This is a genomic window from Sphingomonas sp. R-74633, assembly GCF_013416555.1.
Classification (GTDB): domain Bacteria; phylum Pseudomonadota; class Alphaproteobacteria; order Sphingomonadales; family Sphingomonadaceae; genus Sphingomonas.
Genome location: NZ_JACCFG010000002.1, coordinates 275064 through 292440, shown reverse-complemented (window position 1 = coordinate 292440; position 17377 = coordinate 275064). Strand labels below are relative to the sequence as shown.

19 protein-coding genes are annotated in these 17377 nt (G+C 65.7%); 14 read left to right on the top strand and 5 right to left on the bottom strand.

What is annotated here, in order from left to right; translation table 11 throughout:
• Positions 1-54: 54 nt before the first annotated feature.
• The 7 genes from HZY97_RS07685 to HZY97_RS07655 all read left to right on the top strand — a co-directional run bounded on the left by HZY97_RS07685 (position 55) and on the right by HZY97_RS07655 (position 6929).
• Positions 55-1017, top strand: a complete 963-nt coding sequence (locus tag HZY97_RS07685; protein WP_218942960.1) for an SDR family NAD(P)-dependent oxidoreductase — start codon at positions 55-57, stop codon at positions 1015-1017.
• A 235-nt stretch (positions 1018-1252) separates the two neighbouring features.
• Positions 1253-1687 carry a DUF1003 domain-containing protein gene (locus HZY97_RS07680; protein ID WP_180142218.1) on the top strand — a complete coding sequence of 145 codons (435 nt, stop codon included), beginning with the start codon at positions 1253-1255 and terminating at the stop codon, positions 1685-1687.
• A gap of 82 nt (positions 1688-1769) precedes the next feature.
• Positions 1770-2168: a hypothetical protein gene (locus tag HZY97_RS07675; protein ID WP_180142216.1), complete on the top strand. Its 399-nt coding sequence runs from the start codon at positions 1770-1772 to the stop codon at positions 2166-2168.
• Between the two features lie 54 nt (positions 2169-2222).
• The gene (locus HZY97_RS07670) at positions 2223-3032 is read left to right on the top strand and encodes a ferredoxin--NADP reductase (RefSeq protein ID WP_180142214.1); all 810 of its coding nucleotides are present in this window, start codon (positions 2223-2225) and stop codon (positions 3030-3032) included.
• A 47-nt stretch (positions 3033-3079) separates the two neighbouring features.
• The gene (locus HZY97_RS07665; protein ID WP_180142212.1) at positions 3080-5830 is read left to right on the top strand and encodes a [protein-PII] uridylyltransferase; all 2751 of its coding nucleotides are present in this window, start codon (positions 3080-3082) and stop codon (positions 5828-5830) included.
• Positions 5831-5848: 18 nt separating this feature from the next.
• Positions 5849-6235 (top strand): VOC family protein, encoded by a 387-nt coding sequence (locus tag HZY97_RS07660; RefSeq protein WP_180142210.1) that lies wholly within the window; start codon positions 5849-5851, stop codon positions 6233-6235.
• A 46-nt stretch (positions 6236-6281) separates the two neighbouring features.
• A complete protein-coding gene (locus HZY97_RS07655) occupies positions 6282-6929 on the top strand; it encodes a hypothetical protein (RefSeq protein WP_180142208.1) in 648 nt (215 codons plus the stop codon).
• On the opposite strand, the gene HZY97_RS07650 is transcribed toward HZY97_RS07655, so the two are convergent.
• The 3 genes from HZY97_RS07650 to thrS all read right to left on the bottom strand — a co-directional run bounded on the left by HZY97_RS07650 (position 6926) and on the right by thrS (position 10530).
• Complete coding sequence (locus HZY97_RS07650; RefSeq protein WP_180142206.1) at positions 6926-7798, bottom strand: family 16 glycosylhydrolase; 873 nt, start codon at positions 7796-7798, stop codon at positions 6926-6928. The two genes, HZY97_RS07655 and HZY97_RS07650, sit on opposite strands and share 4 nt — an antisense overlap.
• Positions 7798-8331, bottom strand: a complete 534-nt coding sequence (infC, locus tag HZY97_RS07645) for a translation initiation factor IF-3 (RefSeq protein ID WP_180142204.1) — start codon at positions 8329-8331, stop codon at positions 7798-7800. Before infC ends, HZY97_RS07650 begins: the two co-directional genes overlap by 1 nt.
• 207 nt (positions 8332-8538) lie before the next feature.
• Positions 8539-10530 carry a threonine--tRNA ligase gene (gene thrS / locus HZY97_RS07640; protein WP_218942959.1) on the bottom strand — a complete coding sequence of 664 codons (1992 nt, stop codon included), beginning with the start codon at positions 10528-10530 and terminating at the stop codon, positions 8539-8541.
• Positions 10531-10611: 81 nt separating this feature from the next.
• On the opposite strand from thrS, the gene HZY97_RS07635 reads away from it, so the two are divergent.
• Together HZY97_RS07635 and HZY97_RS07630 are read left to right on the top strand one after the other, a co-directional pair.
• Positions 10612-10968: a VOC family protein gene (locus HZY97_RS07635; RefSeq protein WP_180142200.1), complete on the top strand. Its 357-nt coding sequence runs from the start codon at positions 10612-10614 to the stop codon at positions 10966-10968.
• On the top strand, positions 10958-12346 hold the full coding sequence (locus HZY97_RS07630; RefSeq protein WP_180142198.1) for a class I SAM-dependent methyltransferase: 1389 nt from the start codon (positions 10958-10960) through the stop codon (positions 12344-12346). The genes HZY97_RS07635 and HZY97_RS07630 overlap by 11 nt, the downstream gene beginning before the upstream one ends.
• Here HZY97_RS07630 and HZY97_RS21065 read toward each other — a convergent pair.
• Together HZY97_RS21065 and HZY97_RS07620 are read right to left on the bottom strand one after the other, a co-directional pair.
• Complete coding sequence (locus tag HZY97_RS21065; protein WP_180142196.1) at positions 12333-13106, bottom strand: CatB-related O-acetyltransferase; 774 nt, start codon at positions 13104-13106, stop codon at positions 12333-12335. The two genes, HZY97_RS07630 and HZY97_RS21065, sit on opposite strands and share 14 nt — an antisense overlap.
• Before the next feature lie 51 nt (positions 13107-13157).
• Positions 13158-13991, bottom strand: a complete 834-nt coding sequence (locus HZY97_RS07620) for an LD-carboxypeptidase (protein WP_180142194.1) — start codon at positions 13989-13991, stop codon at positions 13158-13160.
• Between the two features lie 40 nt (positions 13992-14031).
• Here HZY97_RS07620 and HZY97_RS07615 point away from each other — a divergent pair, with 40 nt between their 5' ends.
• From HZY97_RS07615 to HZY97_RS07595, 5 genes are all read left to right on the top strand, one after another.
• Complete coding sequence (locus tag HZY97_RS07615) at positions 14032-15429, top strand: glutamate ligase domain-containing protein (protein ID WP_180142192.1); 1398 nt, start codon at positions 14032-14034, stop codon at positions 15427-15429.
• Between the two features lie 91 nt (positions 15430-15520).
• Positions 15521-15700, top strand: coding sequence for a hypothetical protein (locus HZY97_RS07610; RefSeq protein WP_180142190.1), 180 nt, complete (start codon positions 15521-15523; stop codon positions 15698-15700).
• A 97-nt stretch (positions 15701-15797) separates the two neighbouring features.
• A complete protein-coding gene (locus HZY97_RS07605) occupies positions 15798-16208 on the top strand; it encodes a hypothetical protein (protein WP_180142188.1) in 411 nt (136 codons plus the stop codon).
• On the top strand, positions 16205-16408 hold the full coding sequence (locus tag HZY97_RS07600; RefSeq protein ID WP_180142186.1) for a helix-turn-helix transcriptional regulator: 204 nt from the start codon (positions 16205-16207) through the stop codon (positions 16406-16408). The genes HZY97_RS07605 and HZY97_RS07600 overlap by 4 nt, the downstream gene beginning before the upstream one ends.
• Positions 16409-16413: 5 nt before the next feature.
• Positions 16414-17325 carry an alpha/beta fold hydrolase gene (locus tag HZY97_RS07595; RefSeq protein WP_180142185.1) on the top strand — a complete coding sequence of 304 codons (912 nt, stop codon included), beginning with the start codon at positions 16414-16416 and terminating at the stop codon, positions 17323-17325.
• Positions 17326-17377: the final 52 nt, after the last annotated feature.

Genomic DNA, 17377 nt, shown 5'->3' with positions numbered 1-17377 from the left:
CCGGGCAAGGGGCTCGCGGCCGGTGGAGCCTCGCGTCCGCGCTGGAGACTGGCAATGACTTTCAATGCGACTTCCACCACCGACGAAGTGCTCGCCGGCGTAGATCTGAGCGGCAAGCGGGTGCTGGTCACCGGCGTCTCGGCCGGGCTCGGTGTCGAGACCGCGCGCGTACTCGCGGCGCATGGCGCGGAAGTGGTCGGCGCGGCGCGCGACCTCGCCAAGGCCGAGCGCGCCACGCAGATCGTCCGCGACCAGGCGGCGCATGGCGGCAGCCTCGAGTTGATCGAGCTCGACCTCGCCTCGCTGGCGAGCGTGCGCGCCGCGGCGGACAAGCTCGTCGCCGATGGCCGCCAGTTCGACGTCGTGATCGCCAATGCCGGCGTGATGGCGACCCCGCTCGGCCACACGGTCGACGGTTTCGAGACCCAGTTCGGCACCAACCATCTCGGCCACTTTGTCTTCGTCAACCGCATCGCGTTGCTGATCAAGGACGGCGGCCGGCTGGTGAACCTCGCCTCCTCGGGTCATCGCTATTCGGACGTGAACCTCGACGACCCGAATTTCGAGCATACGCCCTATGAGCCGATGGTCGCCTATGGCCGCTCGAAGACGGCCAACATCCTGTTCGCCGTCGAGTTCGACCGCCGGCACCGTGACCGCGGCGTGCGTGCCACCGCATTGCACCCCGGCGGCATCCAGACCGAGCTTGGCCGCCACACCGACACTGCCCGGATCGACGAGCTGCTCAAGACGATCAATGCCGAGCTCGCCGCGCAGGGCCAGCCGCCCTTCCAGTGGAAGACGATCCCGCAGGGTGCCGCCACCTCGGTCTGGGCCGGCTTCGTCGCCCCGGCGGACGAAGTGGGCGGGCGCTATTGCGAGAATTGCCACGTCTCGCAGGTCACCGACGGCGTGATCAACCCGGTGAGCGAAGGCGTGCGCGGCTATGCGCTCGATCCCGAGAACGCCAGGGCGCTCTGGGCGAAGAGCGAGGAGATGGTGGGCGAGCGCTTCTGATCGCCCATCCCGCCGCCGTCCAACATGACGGCGTTTTCATTTGAAACTTGCGCCGCGGGTGGCCATGTCGCCCGCGGACGCACAGCCGTGCGGCCACAACCGCCACAACTCCGAGAATGGGGTCATGTCCAGCAACGATCATAGTCGATCGACCGTGCCGTCCGAGGCCGCCGCGCTGAGCTGACCCGCTCACCTCGCGCGCTGGCCCGGGCGGCCGGTCGCAGTGAGGTGTACAATGAACGCAGCAATCCGTTTCCTCTCGGATCTCCGCCGCTTTGGCGTGGGTCGCGATCCCCATGCGCTGTTCGAGGCGCGGCAGACCTTTGGCGAGAAGCTCGCCGATCGGGTCGCCGCAGTCGGCGGCTCCTGGGGCTTCATCATCAGCTTCGGGGTGTTCCTGGGCTTCTGGGCGGTGCTCAACACCGTCCTGCTCGGCGCGCATGCCTTCGATCCTTTCCCCTTCATCTTCCTCAACCTGATGCTGTCGATGCTCGCCGCGCTGCAGGCCCCGATCATCATGATGAGCCAGAACCGCCAGGCGGCGAAGGACCGCTTCGAGGCGCGGCTCGACTATGAAACCAATCTGCGCGCCGAATCGCAGATCGAGAGCCTGCACGCGAAGATCGACCTGCTCACCGCCGAGATCGTGCGGCTTTCCAAGGCCGCATGAAAACTACGCTATTGCTAATCATTCGCAGTAAACGCTAAGGCGATCCGCGCCCCGGGAGTCTCCGCCGGGATGGGGATCGCCTTTGTACCAGTATCTCGACCGCACCGCTGCCGAACTCGTCCCCACCGACCAGCTTTTGCTGTCGTCGATGCGGCAATGGGTGGCGAGCATGCGCGCCGGGAGGTGCCCCTGCTCGGTGCTTGGGCCGGTGCTCCAGGGACAGGGGCTTGCGGAGATGCTCCCCGATTTCAACATGGCGATGCTGCTGCTCGAGCGCGAAGGATTGTCCCAACTTCGCTTCAAACCGCCCTATGCGGCGGATATTGGCGACGACGAGGCCTTGCTCCTTTCGCTGCATGCGCTAGCACGCGCCGGCGCGCAGCCGTGCGTCAATGCGGTCATCGAGCAGATCGTGAAACCCGAAGCGCGCCTTCCGCTCTCCGTGGCGGTGGCGCGTATTGCCGTCGCTTTTGTGCGTTGAAGTAAAATTACGTTGCAGCGCACCGTGGAATTGGAAAGAGCCGACCTCGTGAATATGCATGCCCGCCCCCCGATCGTCCTTCCCGAACACGCCGCGTTCCAGACGTGCGCAGTCCGTTGGGTGAAGCATTGGAACGAGCATCTGTTCAGCTTCGCGATTGAGCGTCCCGCCAGCTTCCGCTTCCGCGCCGGCGAGTTCGTGATGATCGGGCTCGAAGGCGAGGGCAAGCCGCTGATGCGCGCCTATTCGATCGCCAGCCCGACCTGGTCGGACGAGATCGAGTTCCTGTCGATCAAGGTCGAGGACGGCCCGCTCACTTCGCGCCTGCAGCTGATCCAGCCGGGCGACCAGGTCTATCTCGGCAAGAAGCCCACCGGCACGCTCGTCGCCGACGCGCTGCTGCCCGGCAAGCGCCTCTTCATGCTGTCGACCGGCACCGGCCTGGCGCCGTTCCTCAGCATCGCCCGCGATCCCGACACCTATGACCGGTTCGACCAAGTGGTGATCGTCCACTCGACTCGCCGGGTGAGCGACCTTGCCTATCATGACGAGTTGACCGCGCAGCTGGCCAATGATCCGCTGGTCGCCGATCAGGCGCTGCTCCAGTTCCACTATATCCCGACGGTGACCCGCGAGCCGTTCCGCACCTCGGGCCGGATCGGCCAGCTGATCGAGAATGGCTGGCTGTTCAAGGCGCCGGTGCAGGGCCATCCCGAGCTCAACCCTGAGACCGACCGGATCATGCTCTGCGGCTCGAACGCGATGATCAAGGATTTCGCGCTCATGCTCGAAGGCCATGGCTTCACCGAAGGCTCGAACGCGAACCCCGGCAGCTTCGTGCTGGAGCGTGCCTTCGTCGGCTGATCCCGTGAGAGGGTGACGACGCGGCGCTTCGGCCCTATCTCCCTCTCATGGCCAATCGCTTCGATTCCGTCCCGAACCGCCGTGCGCTGATCGACCGGCGTGGCGTTGCCGAACGGCTTCATGCGCTCCAGGCCAAGGACAGCGCCAAGCTGCGCGCCGCCGGCACGAAGGAACTCAAGGCGGCGCTCGATGCCGGCCGCGCCGAGATTGCGAACCGCCTCGCCGAGCATCCCTCGCGCGGGCACGAGATCGCCGCGGCGGGCGCCTTCCTGATCGACCAGTTGCTCCGCCTGCTCTGGGATTTCACTACCGAGCGGCTCCACCCCAATCCCAATCCCAGCGCCGCCGAGCGCATGGTGCTGATCGCAGTGGGCGGCTACGGGCGCGGCGAGATGGCGCCGCATTCGGACATCGACATCGGCTTCCTCACCCCCTGGAAAGTCACCGGCTGGTCTGAACAGGTCATCGAATCGATGCTCTATTCGCTGTGGGACATGCAGCTGAAGGTCGGCCACTCGTCGCGCTCGCTCGACGAGATGGTGCGCCAGTCCAAGGCCGATGTGACGGTGCGTACCGCACTGCTCGAGGCCCGCTATGTGTGGGGCGACACCGCGCTCTATGACGAGGCGGCGCAGCGCTTCAAGGTAGAGGTCCAGGCCGATACCGCGCGCGTTTTCATCGCCGAGAAGCTCGCCGAGCGCGAGGCGCGGCACAAGCGCATGGGCGACAGCCGCTATGTCGTCGAGCCCAACGTCAAGGAGGGCAAGGGCGGCCTGCGTGACCTGCACACGCTCTTCTGGATCGGCAAATACGCCTATAACGTCCGCGAGACCGCCGAGCTGGTCGAGAAGGGGCTGCTCACCAAGCTCGAATATCGTCAGTTCCGCCGCGCCGAGAATTTCCTCTGGGCGGTGCGCTGCCATCTCCACCTGATCACCGGCCGCGCCGAAGATCGGCTGACCTTCGACGTCCAGCGCGAGATCGCCGAGCGGATGCGCTATGCCGACCGTCCGGGCATGTCGAAGGTCGAGCGCTTCATGCGCTTCTACTTCCTCCAGGCGAAGGGCGTCGGCGACCTGACCGGCGTGTTCCTCGCGCATCTCGACGAGCAGTTCGCGGCGCGCGGCTCGCGCTTCGGCTTCCCGACGCTCTGGCGGCGCCCGAGGAAGCTCAAGGGCTTCACGCTCGAACGCGGTCGGCTGGCGTTGCCGCGCGACGACTTCTTCCGCGAGGATCCGGTGCGCCTCATCGAGCTGTTCCAGCTTGCCGATCTGCACCATCTCGAGATCCATCCGCTGGCGATGCGTGCCGCTGCGCGCGATGCCAAGCTGGTCGATGACGTGCGCGAGGATCCGCGCGCCAACGCGCTGTTCCTTGAGGTGCTGACCTCGCCGCGCGATCCGGAAACGGTGCTCCGGTGGATGAACGAGGCGGGCGTGTTCGGCCGCTTCGTGCCGGATTTCGGCCGCGTCGTCGCGCAGATGCAGTTCGACATGTACCACCACTACACCGTGGACGAACATTCGATCCGGGCGATCGGGCTGTTGAGCCAGATCGAGAAGGGCGAGCTGCGCGACGATCATCCGCTCGGCACCAGCATCTTCAAGCAGATCGCCCAGCGCCGCGCGCTCTATGTGTCGGTGCTGCTGCACGACATCGCCAAGGGGCGCGGCGGCGATCACTCGGTGCTGGGTGCCGAAGTGGCCGAGCGGCTCTGCCCGCGGCTGGGAATGAGCCCGGCAGAGACCGAGACGGTCGCATGGCTGGTGCGCTGGCACTTGATCATGTCGGCCACCGCGTTCAAGCGCGACCTCTCAGACTTCAAGACGATCCTCGATTTCGCCGGCCAGGTGCAGAGCGCCGAGCGCCTGCGCATGTTGCTGCTGCTCACCATCGTCGACATCCGTGCGGTGGGTCCGGGCGTGTGGAATGGCTGGAAGCGCCAACTGCTTGCCGATCTGTTCGATGCCTCGGAGGAAGTGCTCCGCCTCGGCCACAAGCAGAAGGGCCGCAACGAGCGGATCGCCGCCAAGCAGGAAGAGCTCGCCCAGATGCTCGGCTGGGACGAAGCGCGCATGGCCGCGTTCAAGAAGCGGATGACCGAGAGCTACTGGATCGCCGAGCCCTCCGATGTGCTCGAGCGCAACGCCCGCCAGATCGACGCGGCGGGCGATGCCCAGCTCTCGGTGGAGGCGCAGGTCTATCCCGAGCGCGGCGCGACGCTGGTGACGGTCTATGCCGCCGACCATCCCGGTCTGTTCTATCGCATCGCCGGCGCGATCCACGTCGCCGGCGGCAACATTATCGATGCGCGCATCCACACCACGCGCGACGGCCTGGCGCTCGACAATTTCCTGATCCAGGACCCGCTGGGGCGTCCGTTCGACGAGGAAGCACGGCTTAACCGGATCAAGACGACGATCGCCGATGCGCTGGCCAACCGCGCGAAGCTGCAGGACCGGCTGAAGGCCAAGCCGCTGGTGCGCGCGCGGGCCGAGGCGTTCGCGATCGAGGCCAATGTGCTGATCGACAATAATGCCTCGAACCGCTTCACCGTGATCGAGATCAACGCGCGCGACCGGCCGGCCTTGCTCTGCCACCTCGCTTATGCGCTGTTCCAGTCGAAGGTGACGATCCATTCGGCGCATGTCGCGACCTATGGCGAGCGCGCGGTCGATACCTTCTACCTCACCGATCTGATCGGCGATAAGATCGAGAATGGCGCGCGGCTGAAGACGATCGAGCGCCGCTTGCTCGAAGCTGCAACGGGCGATGGAACGGTGGCGGAGGCCGCCTGAGTCAAAAGGGGATCGACGATGCCGGTAGTCGGATTGGGTGGCTTCTTCTTCCGGGCGCAGGACCCCGAGGGGCTCAAGGCCTGGTACGCCGAAGTGCTTGGCGTGGGCGGCGGTTTCGGCACCGATGAGAGCGGCCAGTCCAGCCCCTGGTTCTGGCATCCCGAGCCCGGCGGAATCGTGTTCCAGCCCTTCAAGGCGACCACCGACTATTTCGCGCCCGACAAGAGCTATATGCTCAACCTGCGCGTCCGCGATCTCGACAGCCTGCTCGAGCAGATCAATGCCCGCGGAATTGAGATCACCACCAAGGACGAATGGGACACGCCCGAGACCGGCCGCTTCGCGCGGATCCATGATCCCGAAGGCAACCCGATCGAACTGTGGGAAGCGCCGGCGCAGGACTGATGCGTCTCGCGTTGCGCGTCGTCGCGCGGGGCGATAGCTGTCGGGCATGGAGATTGTCGGGGACTATCCGCGCGACGGCTACGCGCATGTGAAGGGGCTGATCGCGCCGCAGATCGCCCAGGCTATGCTCCAGGCGCTGCGCGAGGCGATCGGGCCGGGTGACATCCCGCTGAGCGGGGTGCGCGACCATCCCAATCTGCTCCGCCGCGCCGCGTTCGAGCTTTACGGCCATCATTACCGGCCGATCCTGCACTTCCTTTGGGGGCTGACCCCGCAGATGAGCGCGATGGCCGGCAAGGAGCTGCTGCCGACCTATTCCTATCTGCGGATCTACCGCGAGGGGGATGTCTGCCGCGTCCACTGCGACCGCTATTCCTGCGAACACAGCATGTCGCTCACGCTCGACTATAGCGACGGCGTGCCCTGGCCGCTCGAGGTGGACAAGGACGCGCAGAAGCCGAGCGGGCGGGTGGAGGAGGGGTTCGACAGCGATCGCTATGCCTCGATCCCGATGGGCGTGGGCGACGCGGTACTCTATCGCGGCGTCGATCATCGCCATGGCCGGGTGACGCCCAATCCCAACGGCTGGTCCGCGCACCTGTTCCTGCACTGGGTGGATCGTAACGGCCCCTATGCCGACTATGCCTTTGACGGGCAGATGAAGCCCGCCCCGGTGGACTTCGGCTTCGCCTAGGGCTGTTTCTGCCAGACCCGGACATAGTCGACGTCCATCCGCGCCGGGAATGCAGCGTCGTCGATGCCCTTCTGTCCGCCCCAGCCGCCGACCGCGACGTTGAGGATCAGATATTGCGGCTTGTCGAACGGCCAGGTGGCGGGGTCGCCCTTATGGTCGTTGTCGAAGCGCATGAAGGCGCGGCCGTCGACGCCGATCAGCATGCGGTCGGCGTTCCAGTCGAGCTGGTAGCTGTGGAAGGCGGTGCAGGCATCGGGAAGCAGGGTGTTGGCGCCGCGCTGCGTGTGGATGACGTGGTTATAGGCCTTGGTGTGGATCGTGCCGTGGACGCGGCCCTGGTCCCAGCCGACATGCTCCATGATGTCGATCTCGCCGAGCGCCGGCCAGCCCGTGCTGGCATCGCTGCCGAGCATCCAGATCGCCGGCCAGATGCCGCGCCCGCAGGCGAGCCTGGCACGCACTTCGATGAAGCCATGGGTCCAGTCGGCGATGCCGGCGGTGACGAGCTTGCCCGAGCTATAGTCCTGCCCGCCGAAATCGGGCCGGTCGGCGAGCCGTTCCTTGCGCGCCTCGATGACGAGGTGGCCATTCTCGACGCGCACATTCTCGCGGCGGTCGGCGGCGTAATATTGGAGCTCGTTGTTGTACCAGCCAAGCTTGTTGCGGCTGGTATCGTAGCGCCACTTCGTCGGGTCCGGAGCACCGGGGCGGTCGAACTCGTCGGCCCAGACCTGCCTGTAGCCGGCGGGCACTGCTATAGGTTCGCTGGTTTCGGACGTGGTGGAGGAAGCGGCGGTATTATCCTGCGCCGCGACGGGCAGGGGAAGGGCGGCGAGGGCCGCGATCAGCAGCCCTCGCGCCTTGTGCATCACTTGGGCGACAGCACCATCAGCATCTGTCGGCCTTCCATGCGCGGATAGGACTCGACCTTGGCATCCTCGGCGCAATCCTCCTGGACGCGCTTCAGCAGGTTCATGCCGAGCTGGCCATGCGACAGCTCGCGGCCACGGAAGCGCAGGGTGATCTTCACCTTGTCGCCTTCGCCGATGAACTTGTGGACGGCCTTCATCTTCGTATCATAATCATGATCGTCGATGTTCGGACGCATCTTGATCTCCTTGATCTCCTGCGTCTTCTGGCTCTTGCGGGCGAGGTTCGCCTTCTTCTGCGCCTCGTACTTGAACTTGCCTACGTCGAGGAACTTGGCAACGGGCGGGTCCGCATTGGGGGACACTTCGACCAGGTCGAGCCCATGCTCCTGCGCCTGTTCCATCGCCTCGCGCGTGTACATCACGCCAAGATTTTCGCCCTCATGATCGATCACTCGAACCTTGGGCGACTGAATGAATTCGTTAAACCGCGGACCGTTCATCGGCGGTGCCACCATCGAGCGGCGATTCATGGGCGGACGTATACGACTTGCTCCTGTTGTTTCAGACTCGGGGTTTGGGCGGCTCAATAACGCAGGAAGCGGCACTTCGGTAGCCCGACACCTGCATTTCCGCCGAAATTCCGCGCACTGTGGCTCGGACGTAACGGCAATATCGGGGTTCTGCCCCGAATAAGCAAGGGAATGCGGGCGACGGCGGGTGCGCCGCCGCCCGAATTCTTACTTGAGATCGGGCGCCGTCGCCTCTTCGACGAGCTTGGCCACCACATCGTCGAGGCTCAGCATCTGCTGGCCCTGAGAGCCCAGCACGCGCAACGCCACAGTGCCGTCCTCGGCCTCGCGCTTGCCGACGACGAGCAGATTGGGGACCTTCGCCACCGAATGCTCGCGCACCTTGTAGTTGATCTTCTCGTTGCGCAGATCGGTGTCGACGCGGATGCCGGCGGCCTGAAGACGCTTGGCGACCTGGACCGCATAGTCGTCGGCGTCCGAGACGATCGTCGCGACGACGGCCTGGACCGGCGCCAGCCAGGTCGGCAGCTTGCCCGCGAAATGCTCGATCAGGATGCCGATGAAGCGCTCATACGAGCCGAAGATCGCGCGGTGGAGCATCACCGGGCGGTGGCGCTCGCCGTCCTCGCCGACGTACGACGCGTCGAGCCGCTCGGGCAGCACGCGGTCCGACTGGATCGTGCCAACCTGCCATGTGCGGCCGATCGCATCGGTCAGATGCCATTCGAGCTTGGGCGCATAGAAGGCGCCTTCGCCGGGCAGCTCTTCCCAGCCGAATTCCTCGGTCGCCATGCCGGCGCGGACCACGGCGTCGCGCAGCTCGGCCTCGGCCTGGTCCCACATCTCCTCGGTGCCGAAGCGATTGTCGGGACGCAGCGCTAGCTTGATCGCGTATTTGAAGCCGAAATCCTTGTAGACCCGGTCGGCGAGGCGGCAGAAATCCTGCACTTCGTCGACGATCTGGTCTTCGCGGCAGAAGATATGGCCGTCGTCCTGGGTGAACTGGCGGACGCGCATCAGCCCGTGCAGCGCGCCGTGCGGCTCGTTGCGGTGGCAGCAGCCATTCTCGACCAGGCGCAGCGGCAGGTCGCGGTACGACTTGATCCCCTGCTTGAAGATCAGGATGTGCGCCGGGCAGTTCATCGGCTTGAGCGCCATCCACTGCACGTCGTCCGACACCATCGGGCCTTCGTCGTCGATGTTCGGCGTCTCGTCGGGGATGACGAACATGTTCTGGCGGTACTTGCCCCAATGGCCGGACTGCTCCCACTGGCGCGCGTCCATCACCTGCGGCGTCTTCACTTCCTTGCTGCCTGCGCCGTTCACCGCGCGGCGCATATAATCCTCGAGCGCGCGGTAGATGACATAGCCGTTCGGGTGCCAGAACACGCTGCCATGCGCCTCGGCCTGGAGGTGGAACAGGTCCATCTCCTGGCCGAGCTTGCGGTGGTCGCGCTTGGCGGCCTCCTCAAGGCGCATCATGTGCTCGTCGAGCTGCTTCTTGTTGAGCCAGCCGGTGCCGTAGATGCGCGAGAGCATCGCGTTCTTCTGGTCGCCGCGCCAATAAGCGCCCGAGACGCGCGTCAGCTTGAAGGCGTTGGGATCGACCTTGCCGGTGGAGGCGAGATGCGGGCCGCGGCACATGTCGAGCCATGCGTCCTCGCCCTTGCCAGCGCGGTACACCGTCAGTTCCTCGCCCTCGGGCAGCTCCTGCGCCCATTCGGCTTTGAAGCTCTCGCCCTGCGCGGTCCAGCGCTTGATCAGGTCGGCGCGCGACCAGACTTCGCGGATAAGGGGCTCATCCGCGGCGATGATCTTGCGCATCTCGGCCTCGATCGCCGGCAGATCCTCCTCGGTGAAGGGGCGGTCCTTGGGGGCGAAGTCGTAATAGAAGCCGTCATCGGTCGACGGACCGAAGGTGATCTGCGTGCCCGGGAAGAGGTTCTGCACCGCTTCGGCAAGGATGTGCGCGAAATCGTGGCGGGCGAGCTCGAGCGCGTCCTTCTCGTCCTTCGACGTGACGAGCGCCAGCTGGGCGTCGCCCTCGAATGGGCGGCCGATGTCGCGCAGCTCGCCATCGACGCGGGCGGCAAGGGCGGCCTTGGCCAGGCCCGGACCGATCGCGGCGGCGATGTCCGCCGGGGTAGTCCCCGGGGCTACCTCGCGGACGGAACCGTCGGGCAGCGTTATGCGGAACATCTCGGACACGGGGATGGACTTTCTCTGGAGTGTTTAAGGAGCGCGGCTTATGCCTTCGCGCAACCAATATAGGCAAGCCGAATGACTGATGCACATCGGGCCACCACAATCCTGCCCTGCAACGACCTCGAAGCCAGCCTCGCCTTTTACGAGCGGCTCGGCTTCCAGCTGACCAGCGACCATGGCGACTACAAGATCCTGGCGGACGGCAAGGGCTGGCATCTGCATCTCAACAAGGCCGTGCTCGGCTGGCTGGTACCCGGACACAATCCGTTCGGCATCTATCTCTACACCGACGATGTCGACGGCGTCGCGGAGCGGGTGCGCGAGCTGATCATCGAGAAGGATGGCCCGAGCCTGAAGCCCTGGGGCTGCTATGAGTTCGCGGTTAGCGATCCCGATGGCACGCTGGTCAGGATCGGCCGCGTTGCAGGCTGAAACCGCGCAATTGCTCGGCATGGCGGAGGAAGCGGTGCGCCAGGGCCAGCTCGGCCAGGCGTTGCCGATGCTGAGCCGCGCGCTGGCATTTGACCCGGAAGGCGCGGCGCCGGCCTATGCCGAGCTGCTTGCCCGGCTGTCGCTCTCCGGATGGCCGCCCCAGCTCGAGGACGATCTGGTAACCTGCCTCCACACCGCCTCGGTGGATCCGCAGGCGCTGGCGCGGGGCGCGGCGCGCATGCTGCTGGTGAAATATCCCGAGCCGGTGGTGGCGGACGATGCGCTGTGGGAGGCGTTTCTTACGCGCTGCATCAATGTCGATCCGGCGATGGAGCGGCGGCTGGTCTGGCTCGCCGGGCAGGAACTGCCGCGAGCGCTGCGAACGGCGCTGGCGGTGCAGGCCTTCGCGTCAGAATATGTCTGGGGTGGCGAAGGCCTGAGCATTCCGCCTGCCGTTGCGGCCGAGATCGCCGAGGAGCGCACGCTGGCCGCGGCGATGCCGTCGCTCGGCGATTCCGGCGACCAGATCTCCCGGGCAGTCCGCGACCAGTATGAGGCCAGCCCCTATCCACGCTGGCGGGCGCCGCCGGTGCCGCAGCGCGTATCGGTAGCGGCGCATCTCGCGGCACTGGGCGCGCCGCAGAGCGAGCCGCTGGAGCTGCTCGTCGCCGGCTGCGGCACCGGGTTTGAGCCGATCGACATGGCGCGGATGGACCCGTCGCTGCGCATCACTGCGCTCGACCTGAGCGCCGCGAGCCTTGCCTATGGCCAGCGCATGGCGCGCGAACGGGGGGTCGAGAATCTCCGCTTTGTGCAGGGCGATATTCTCGATTCAGACAAGCTGGGCGGGCGCTTCGGCATGGTGAGCAGTACGGGCGTGCTTCACCATATGGAGCGGCCCGAGAACGGGCTCTCTGCGCTGGCCGGCGTGCTGAAGCCGGGCGGCGTGCTGCGGATCGCGCTCTACAGCGAGCGGGCGCGAGCCTGGGTGAGCGAGGCCCATGACGCGATCGCCGCGCATGGCTGGGACGCCAGCCCCAAGGGCATCCGCGCCTTTCGCGCGCATGTCCTGGCGCTCCCGGCAGGCACGCCGCTCGCGCGGCTCCGGGAAAGCGACGACTTTTACACGCTGAGCGGATGCCGCGACCTGTGTTTCCATGTCCGCGAGCATTGGTATCGGCTGCCCGCGATCGGGGAGATGCTGACGGGGGCCGGGCTGGCGCTGCTGATGCTCGACGCGCCGCCCGAGGCGCAGGCGCGCTTCGCCGCGATGCACGGCGATGCCGACCGGCGTGACCTGGCTCTATGGGATCGGGTGGAGGCCGCGCACCCGCATCTCTTTGCGGGCATGTTCCACCTCTGGGCTAGGCGGCCCTGAGCAGACGCCGCTGCGCCTTGCGGAAGCTGCGTGCTTCGGCGGCCAGGTTCATCGGTTCCGGCGCATAGGGCTGGAGACCGGCTTCGATCGCCGCCTCGATCGCATCGAGCGCCTGCATCGGGTCAGTGTGGTCGATGGCGAGATCGAGCAGATTATACTGCCACCAGCGAAGCGCGAGCATCCGTTCGATGACGGCATCGGGAAAGCGCATGCGGATCAGCCGCGCCGGCGTTCCCGCCACCACGGCATAGGGTGGCACGTCCCGGGTCACGACGCTCATCGCCCCGATCACCGCGCCGTCGCCGATCGTCACGCCCTGCTTCACCATCGCATTGGCGCCGATCCACACATCGTTGCCGATATGCGTGGTCTCTGGGGGATTATCTCCAACCGGCAGCGCGCGCTGCCAGGCGGGGTCGTCGTCCATGAAATAGGTCTCGAAGGCCGGGAAGGGCATGAAGCCAAGCGCCGACGTGGTCAGCCAGCCGGTCGGATGGGTGGAAAGGCCGACCTGGGCACGCTTGCCGATCGAGCTGTAGCGGCCGATCCGGACATGCTCGAGATGCGATTCCTCGCCCAGATAGGTGAAGGCGCCAACCGCGATCGGCGTGTTCCACACATAGGCGCCGCGCAGATCGACCGGCGCCTCGAACATCGTCTCGGCATGTGCCGGAAACCCGCCGATTGGTGCGCCGCGCACGCCCATAAGACCGAGATGTGCGACGAATTCGGGCGTGAAGGCGATGTTGTGCAGCGTCATCCAAGGTCCCCTGATTTTGCCAAGGGATCGCAGGAGATGGTTAACGCCGCGTTAGATCAGCCCGAACGGCACCACGCGGTTCAGGCGGACATGCCCGATTTCGGCGCGGCCGAGATAGGGCACCCCCATGTCACGGCACCAGCGCACGATCATCTGGTCGATGGTTTCGCCGAAACTGTAATTGCCCTCGGCCTCGCCATTGTCCTTGACCGCCGACACCGCGCCCAGCCGCACACCGGCAATGCCCTTGAGCTGGGTGGCGTGCGCCATCTGGAACATCATCCGGTCGATCCGGTAGAGCGGCTCGTCGACTTCTTCGATGTAGAGGACGTGATCGGTGAGGTCGGGCAGGTATTTGGTGCCGATCAGCGCGTTGAGGATCGACAGGTTGAATGCGGCCGCGGGGCGCCCGTCCGCCAGGGTCGGCTCGAGCCCGCGCTTGTCGCCGTCGATCAGCCAGCCGAGCACCCAGCCCTCGGAGATGCCCTCATCCTTCTGGCCGAGGCCTGACGACATTGATCCGTGTGCGACCCGCCCGACTCGCGCGGCATAGAGCGCGCCGAGCATGAAGCCCATGTCGGAGAAGCCGATATAGGTCTTGTGCCGCGCCGCCGGCCCGAGCTTGGGCATGACCATGTCGAGGATGCGATTCGAGCCATAGCCGCCGCGCGCGAACCAGATCGCGTCGAAGGACGGATCATTGGCATATTCGAGGAAAGCCGCGGCGCGCTGCTCGTCGGTGCCGGCGAAATGGCCCCATTCCAGATAGCATTGCGGATGGAACACGATCTCGTGGTCGGGATAGGTCAGCGCCATGAACGCAGAGAGCCGCAGCGAGGATTCCCTGCTGACGGTCCGTGCCGGTGCGACGACTCCAATGCGCATGCCTTGCCCCTTTGCTTCGAATTTCCGATAGCGCGAGGCCATGGAGCATCGCAAACCTTACTTCTTCGTCGGCATCGGTGGATCGGGAATGATGCCGCTGGCGATGATCCTTGCAGGGCAGGGCGCCAGCGTGGCGGGATCGGATCGCAGCCTCGATCAGGCGCGGCTGCCGGCCAAGTTCGACTTCCTGAAGGCGAGCGGCATCGGCCTGTTCCCGCAGGATGGCAGCGGAATCACCTCCAGCGAGCAGATCGTCGTCGCCTCGGCCGCGATCGAGGAGACGGTGCCAGACGCGCGCCGCGCCGCAGAGCTCGGCAACGAACGGATGACGCGCGCGGAGCTGAATGCTGCGCTGTTCAATGCATCGCGGGACTCGATTGGTGTGGCGGGCACCAGTGGCAAGTCGACCGTCACCGGGATGATCGGCTGGATCCTCCACGCCCTGGGCCGCGATCCCACGGTGATGAACGGCGCGGTGATGAAGAACTTCGTCACGCCGCAGGCCCCCTTTGCCAGCGCGCTGGTTGGTCAGGGCAGCGCCTATGTAAGCGAAGTCGACGAGAGCGATGGATCGATCGCGCTGTACCGCCCGGGCGTAGCGGTGCTCAATAATGTCAGCCTCGATCACATGCCGATGGAGAGGCTGATCCAGCTGTTTGGCGAGTTCATCGCGCGATCGGGCAGGGCGGTGATCAACCTCGACAATGGCGAAGGCGCGCTACTGGCCGCGACGATGCTGCGCGACCGGCTGGTGACCTTCGCGATCGGCAGCGCCGCCGACCTGACCGCGATCAACCTGCGCGAGCAGCGTTACGGCATCGCCTTCGAGCTGGTAGGTGAGGGCGAGGCGCCGATCGCGGTGACTCTGCAGGTGCCGGGCCGGCACAATGTCTCCAATGCGCTGGCCGCGATCGGCGCGGCGGTGGCTGCCGGAATTCCCATCGAGGACGCGGCGCAGGCGATCCAGGGCTTCCTGGGCCTCAAGCGCCGCTTCGAACTGGTCGGCGAGGCGAACGACATCGCCGTGATCGACGATTTCGGGCACAACCCGGACAAGATCGCCGCGACGCTCGACACGCTCCACGCGTTCGAGGGGCGGCTGCTGCTGCTGTTCCAGCCGCATGGCTATGGTCCGCTCAAGGTGATGCGCGCCGAACTGGTGGCGATGCTGACCGACAAGCTGGGCAAGGACGACCTGCTCGTGCTGCCCGACCCGGTCTACCAGGGCGGCACTACCCGCCGCGAAGTGACAAGCGCGGACATTGTTGCTGACATCGCTGCGACCGGCCGCAACGCGCTGCACATCCCAGAGCGCGCGGCGGCAGCGGCGCATCTGGTCGCGATCGCCCGGCCTGGCGACCGGATCGTGTTGATGGGCGCCCGTGACGACACGCTCAGCCAGCTCGCAGCGGAGATGCTGGCGCAGCTAGCGCATTAAAAATCGGTAATATTTTCTTGTACCTGCGAAAAATCGTAGACATTCGCAGTGAAGGTGCCACCATTCCGGTCGGATTCCGGGGAGGCGGCATATGCGCCTGCTGCAGCCAGTCTATTGCCTGTTCGGCAAACACCACCGCAGCCGCGGCCGCGCGTGGAATGACGGCGCGACCTTTCGATCCTGGTGCGATGGCTGCGGCAAGCCAATGATCCGCAATCAGAGCGGCTGGCACATCGACTCAAATCCGATCCCCACAGGAAAGCAGGATTAGCATTTAGTCTGGTGTGCTTTCCGATATGGAAAGTACCATTGACATGTCGCGTCCTGCAGCGTAAAGCGTGCTTTACAAACTGCAAAGGACGCTACTCATGAAGATGAACCGGGCGCAGAAACGCTACTTGGTTTCGGTGATGCTGCTGATGTCCGGCTATGTGCTGATCCTGCTCGGCGTGGTCGCCTATGCCCGCAACCACCCGCTGCACGGGCCGCTCGGCTATATCGCCGGCCTGCTGCCCGCCTTTCCGGTTATCGGCGTGTTCTTCGTGCTGGGCCGCTATCTCGTCGAGGAGCAGGACGAGTATCTGCGCATGCAGGTCACGCGCCAGGCGCTGGTCGCCACCGGCTTCGCGCTGAGCATCGCGACGGCGTGGGGCTTCCTCGAGAATTTCGATCTCGTGCCTCATGTCTATGCATATTACGTGGCGATCCTGTGGTTCGCCGGGCTGGGCGTGGGCAATTGCTTCAACAAGCTCGCGGCGATGCGCGGAGGCGGCGCGTGAACAATCGCCTTCGCGTGCTGCGCGCCGAGCGCAGCTGGAGCCAGCAGGACCTGGCCGAGCGGCTCGAGGTTTCGCGCCAGAGCGTCAATGCGATCGAGACCGGCCGCTACGACCCCTCGCTCCCGCTCGCCTTCAAGATCGCCGACCTGTTCGGCCTGACCATCGAAGAAATCTTCACCAACCCCAATCGCAAGGACTGACTGCCATGATCCGTCGCATTGCCTTCGCTCTGCTCGCCACCGCCAGCATCCCGACGATCCTTCACGCGCCGGACGCCCATGCGGCTACCGCGCCTGCTGCCGCCGAACTGATCCAGATGGACCACATCTCGGTGCAGGTGATCGGCAAGGGCAGTCCGGTGATCCTGATCCCCGGCCTCTCGAGCCCCCGTGCGGTATGGGACGGCGTGGCGCCCGAGTTGGCGAAGACGCACACCGTCTATCTCGTCCAGGTCAACGGCTTTGGCGGCGATGCGCCGGGCGCCAATCTGGGCGAGAACCTGCTCCCCGGCATGCTGGCCGATCTGCACAAGCTGATCACCGATCGAAAGATCGCTGGCGCCGCGGTCGTCGGCCATTCGATGGGCGGACTGCTCGCGCTGATGCTCGCCCAGGCGCATCCGGCCGATGTCGGCAAGGCGCTGATCGTCGATGCGCTGCCGTTCGTCGGATCGGCCTTCTTTCCCGGCTCGACGGTGGAATCGGTGCAGCCGCAGGCCGCCGCGATGCGCGACCAGATGGCGGGGCTCTACGGCAAGCCGCTGCCCGAAGCAGTGGGCCAGGCGATTGCGCGGCAGAATGCGTTGAAGCCAGAGTCGCAGGCGATCGTCGCCGGCTGGATGGCCAAGGCGGACATGCGGGTCGCGGGCCAGGCGATGTACGAGGATCTGCAGACCGATCTCCGGCCCAAGCTCGAAGGCGTGAAGACGCCGATCACCGTGCTCGTGCCGTGGACGGCGATCCGCGGGGGCGAAGCGCCGGTCGTCAGTCTCTATACACGCGAATATAAGGGCGCCGCGAACGTGACCGTGAAGGGCGTCGCCGAGAGCGGCCACTTCATCATGCTCGACCAGCCCCAGGCGTTCCGCGCCGCACTGACCGCGTTCCTCGCGGGCTGACCGCCCAAAAAGAAGGGCCCGGGAACTGCTCCCGGGCCCAGTTCTGCTCACA

Excerpts from the sequence above, each read along its gene's own strand:
- HZY97_RS07685 (WP_218942960.1), top strand. The coding sequence starts at position 55 with ATGACTTTCAATGCGACTTCCACCACCGACGAAGTGCTCGCCGGCGTA.
- HZY97_RS07680 (WP_180142218.1), top strand. The coding sequence starts at position 1,253 with ATGAACGCAGCAATCCGTTTCCTCTCGGATCTCCGCCGCTTTGGCGTG.
- HZY97_RS07670 (WP_180142214.1), top strand. The coding sequence starts at position 2,223 with ATGCATGCCCGCCCCCCGATCGTCCTTCCCGAACACGCCGCGTTCCAG.
- HZY97_RS07665 (WP_180142212.1), top strand. The coding sequence starts at position 3,080 with ATGGCCAATCGCTTCGATTCCGTCCCGAACCGCCGTGCGCTGATCGAC.
- HZY97_RS07660 (WP_180142210.1), top strand. The coding sequence starts at position 5,849 with ATGCCGGTAGTCGGATTGGGTGGCTTCTTCTTCCGGGCGCAGGACCCC.
- HZY97_RS07655 (WP_180142208.1), top strand. The coding sequence starts at position 6,282 with ATGGAGATTGTCGGGGACTATCCGCGCGACGGCTACGCGCATGTGAAG.
- HZY97_RS07650 (WP_180142206.1), bottom strand. The coding sequence starts at position 7,798 with ATGCACAAGGCGCGAGGGCTGCTGATCGCGGCCCTCGCCGCCCTTCCC.
- infC (WP_180142204.1), bottom strand. The coding sequence starts at position 8,331 with ATGAATCGCCGCTCGATGGTGGCACCGCCGATGAACGGTCCGCGGTTT.
- thrS (WP_218942959.1), bottom strand. The coding sequence starts at position 10,530 with ATGTTCCGCATAACGCTGCCCGACGGTTCCGTCCGCGAGGTAGCCCCG.
- HZY97_RS07635 (WP_180142200.1), top strand. The coding sequence starts at position 10,612 with ATGACTGATGCACATCGGGCCACCACAATCCTGCCCTGCAACGACCTC.
- HZY97_RS21065 (WP_180142196.1), bottom strand. The coding sequence starts at position 13,106 with ATGACGCTGCACAACATCGCCTTCACGCCCGAATTCGTCGCACATCTC.
- HZY97_RS07620 (WP_180142194.1), bottom strand. The coding sequence starts at position 13,991 with ATGCGCATTGGAGTCGTCGCACCGGCACGGACCGTCAGCAGGGAATCC.
- HZY97_RS07615 (WP_180142192.1), top strand. The coding sequence starts at position 14,032 with ATGGAGCATCGCAAACCTTACTTCTTCGTCGGCATCGGTGGATCGGGA.
- HZY97_RS07610 (WP_180142190.1), top strand. The coding sequence starts at position 15,521 with ATGCGCCTGCTGCAGCCAGTCTATTGCCTGTTCGGCAAACACCACCGC.
- HZY97_RS07605 (WP_180142188.1), top strand. The coding sequence starts at position 15,798 with ATGAAGATGAACCGGGCGCAGAAACGCTACTTGGTTTCGGTGATGCTG.
- HZY97_RS07595 (WP_180142185.1), top strand. The coding sequence starts at position 16,414 with ATGATCCGTCGCATTGCCTTCGCTCTGCTCGCCACCGCCAGCATCCCG.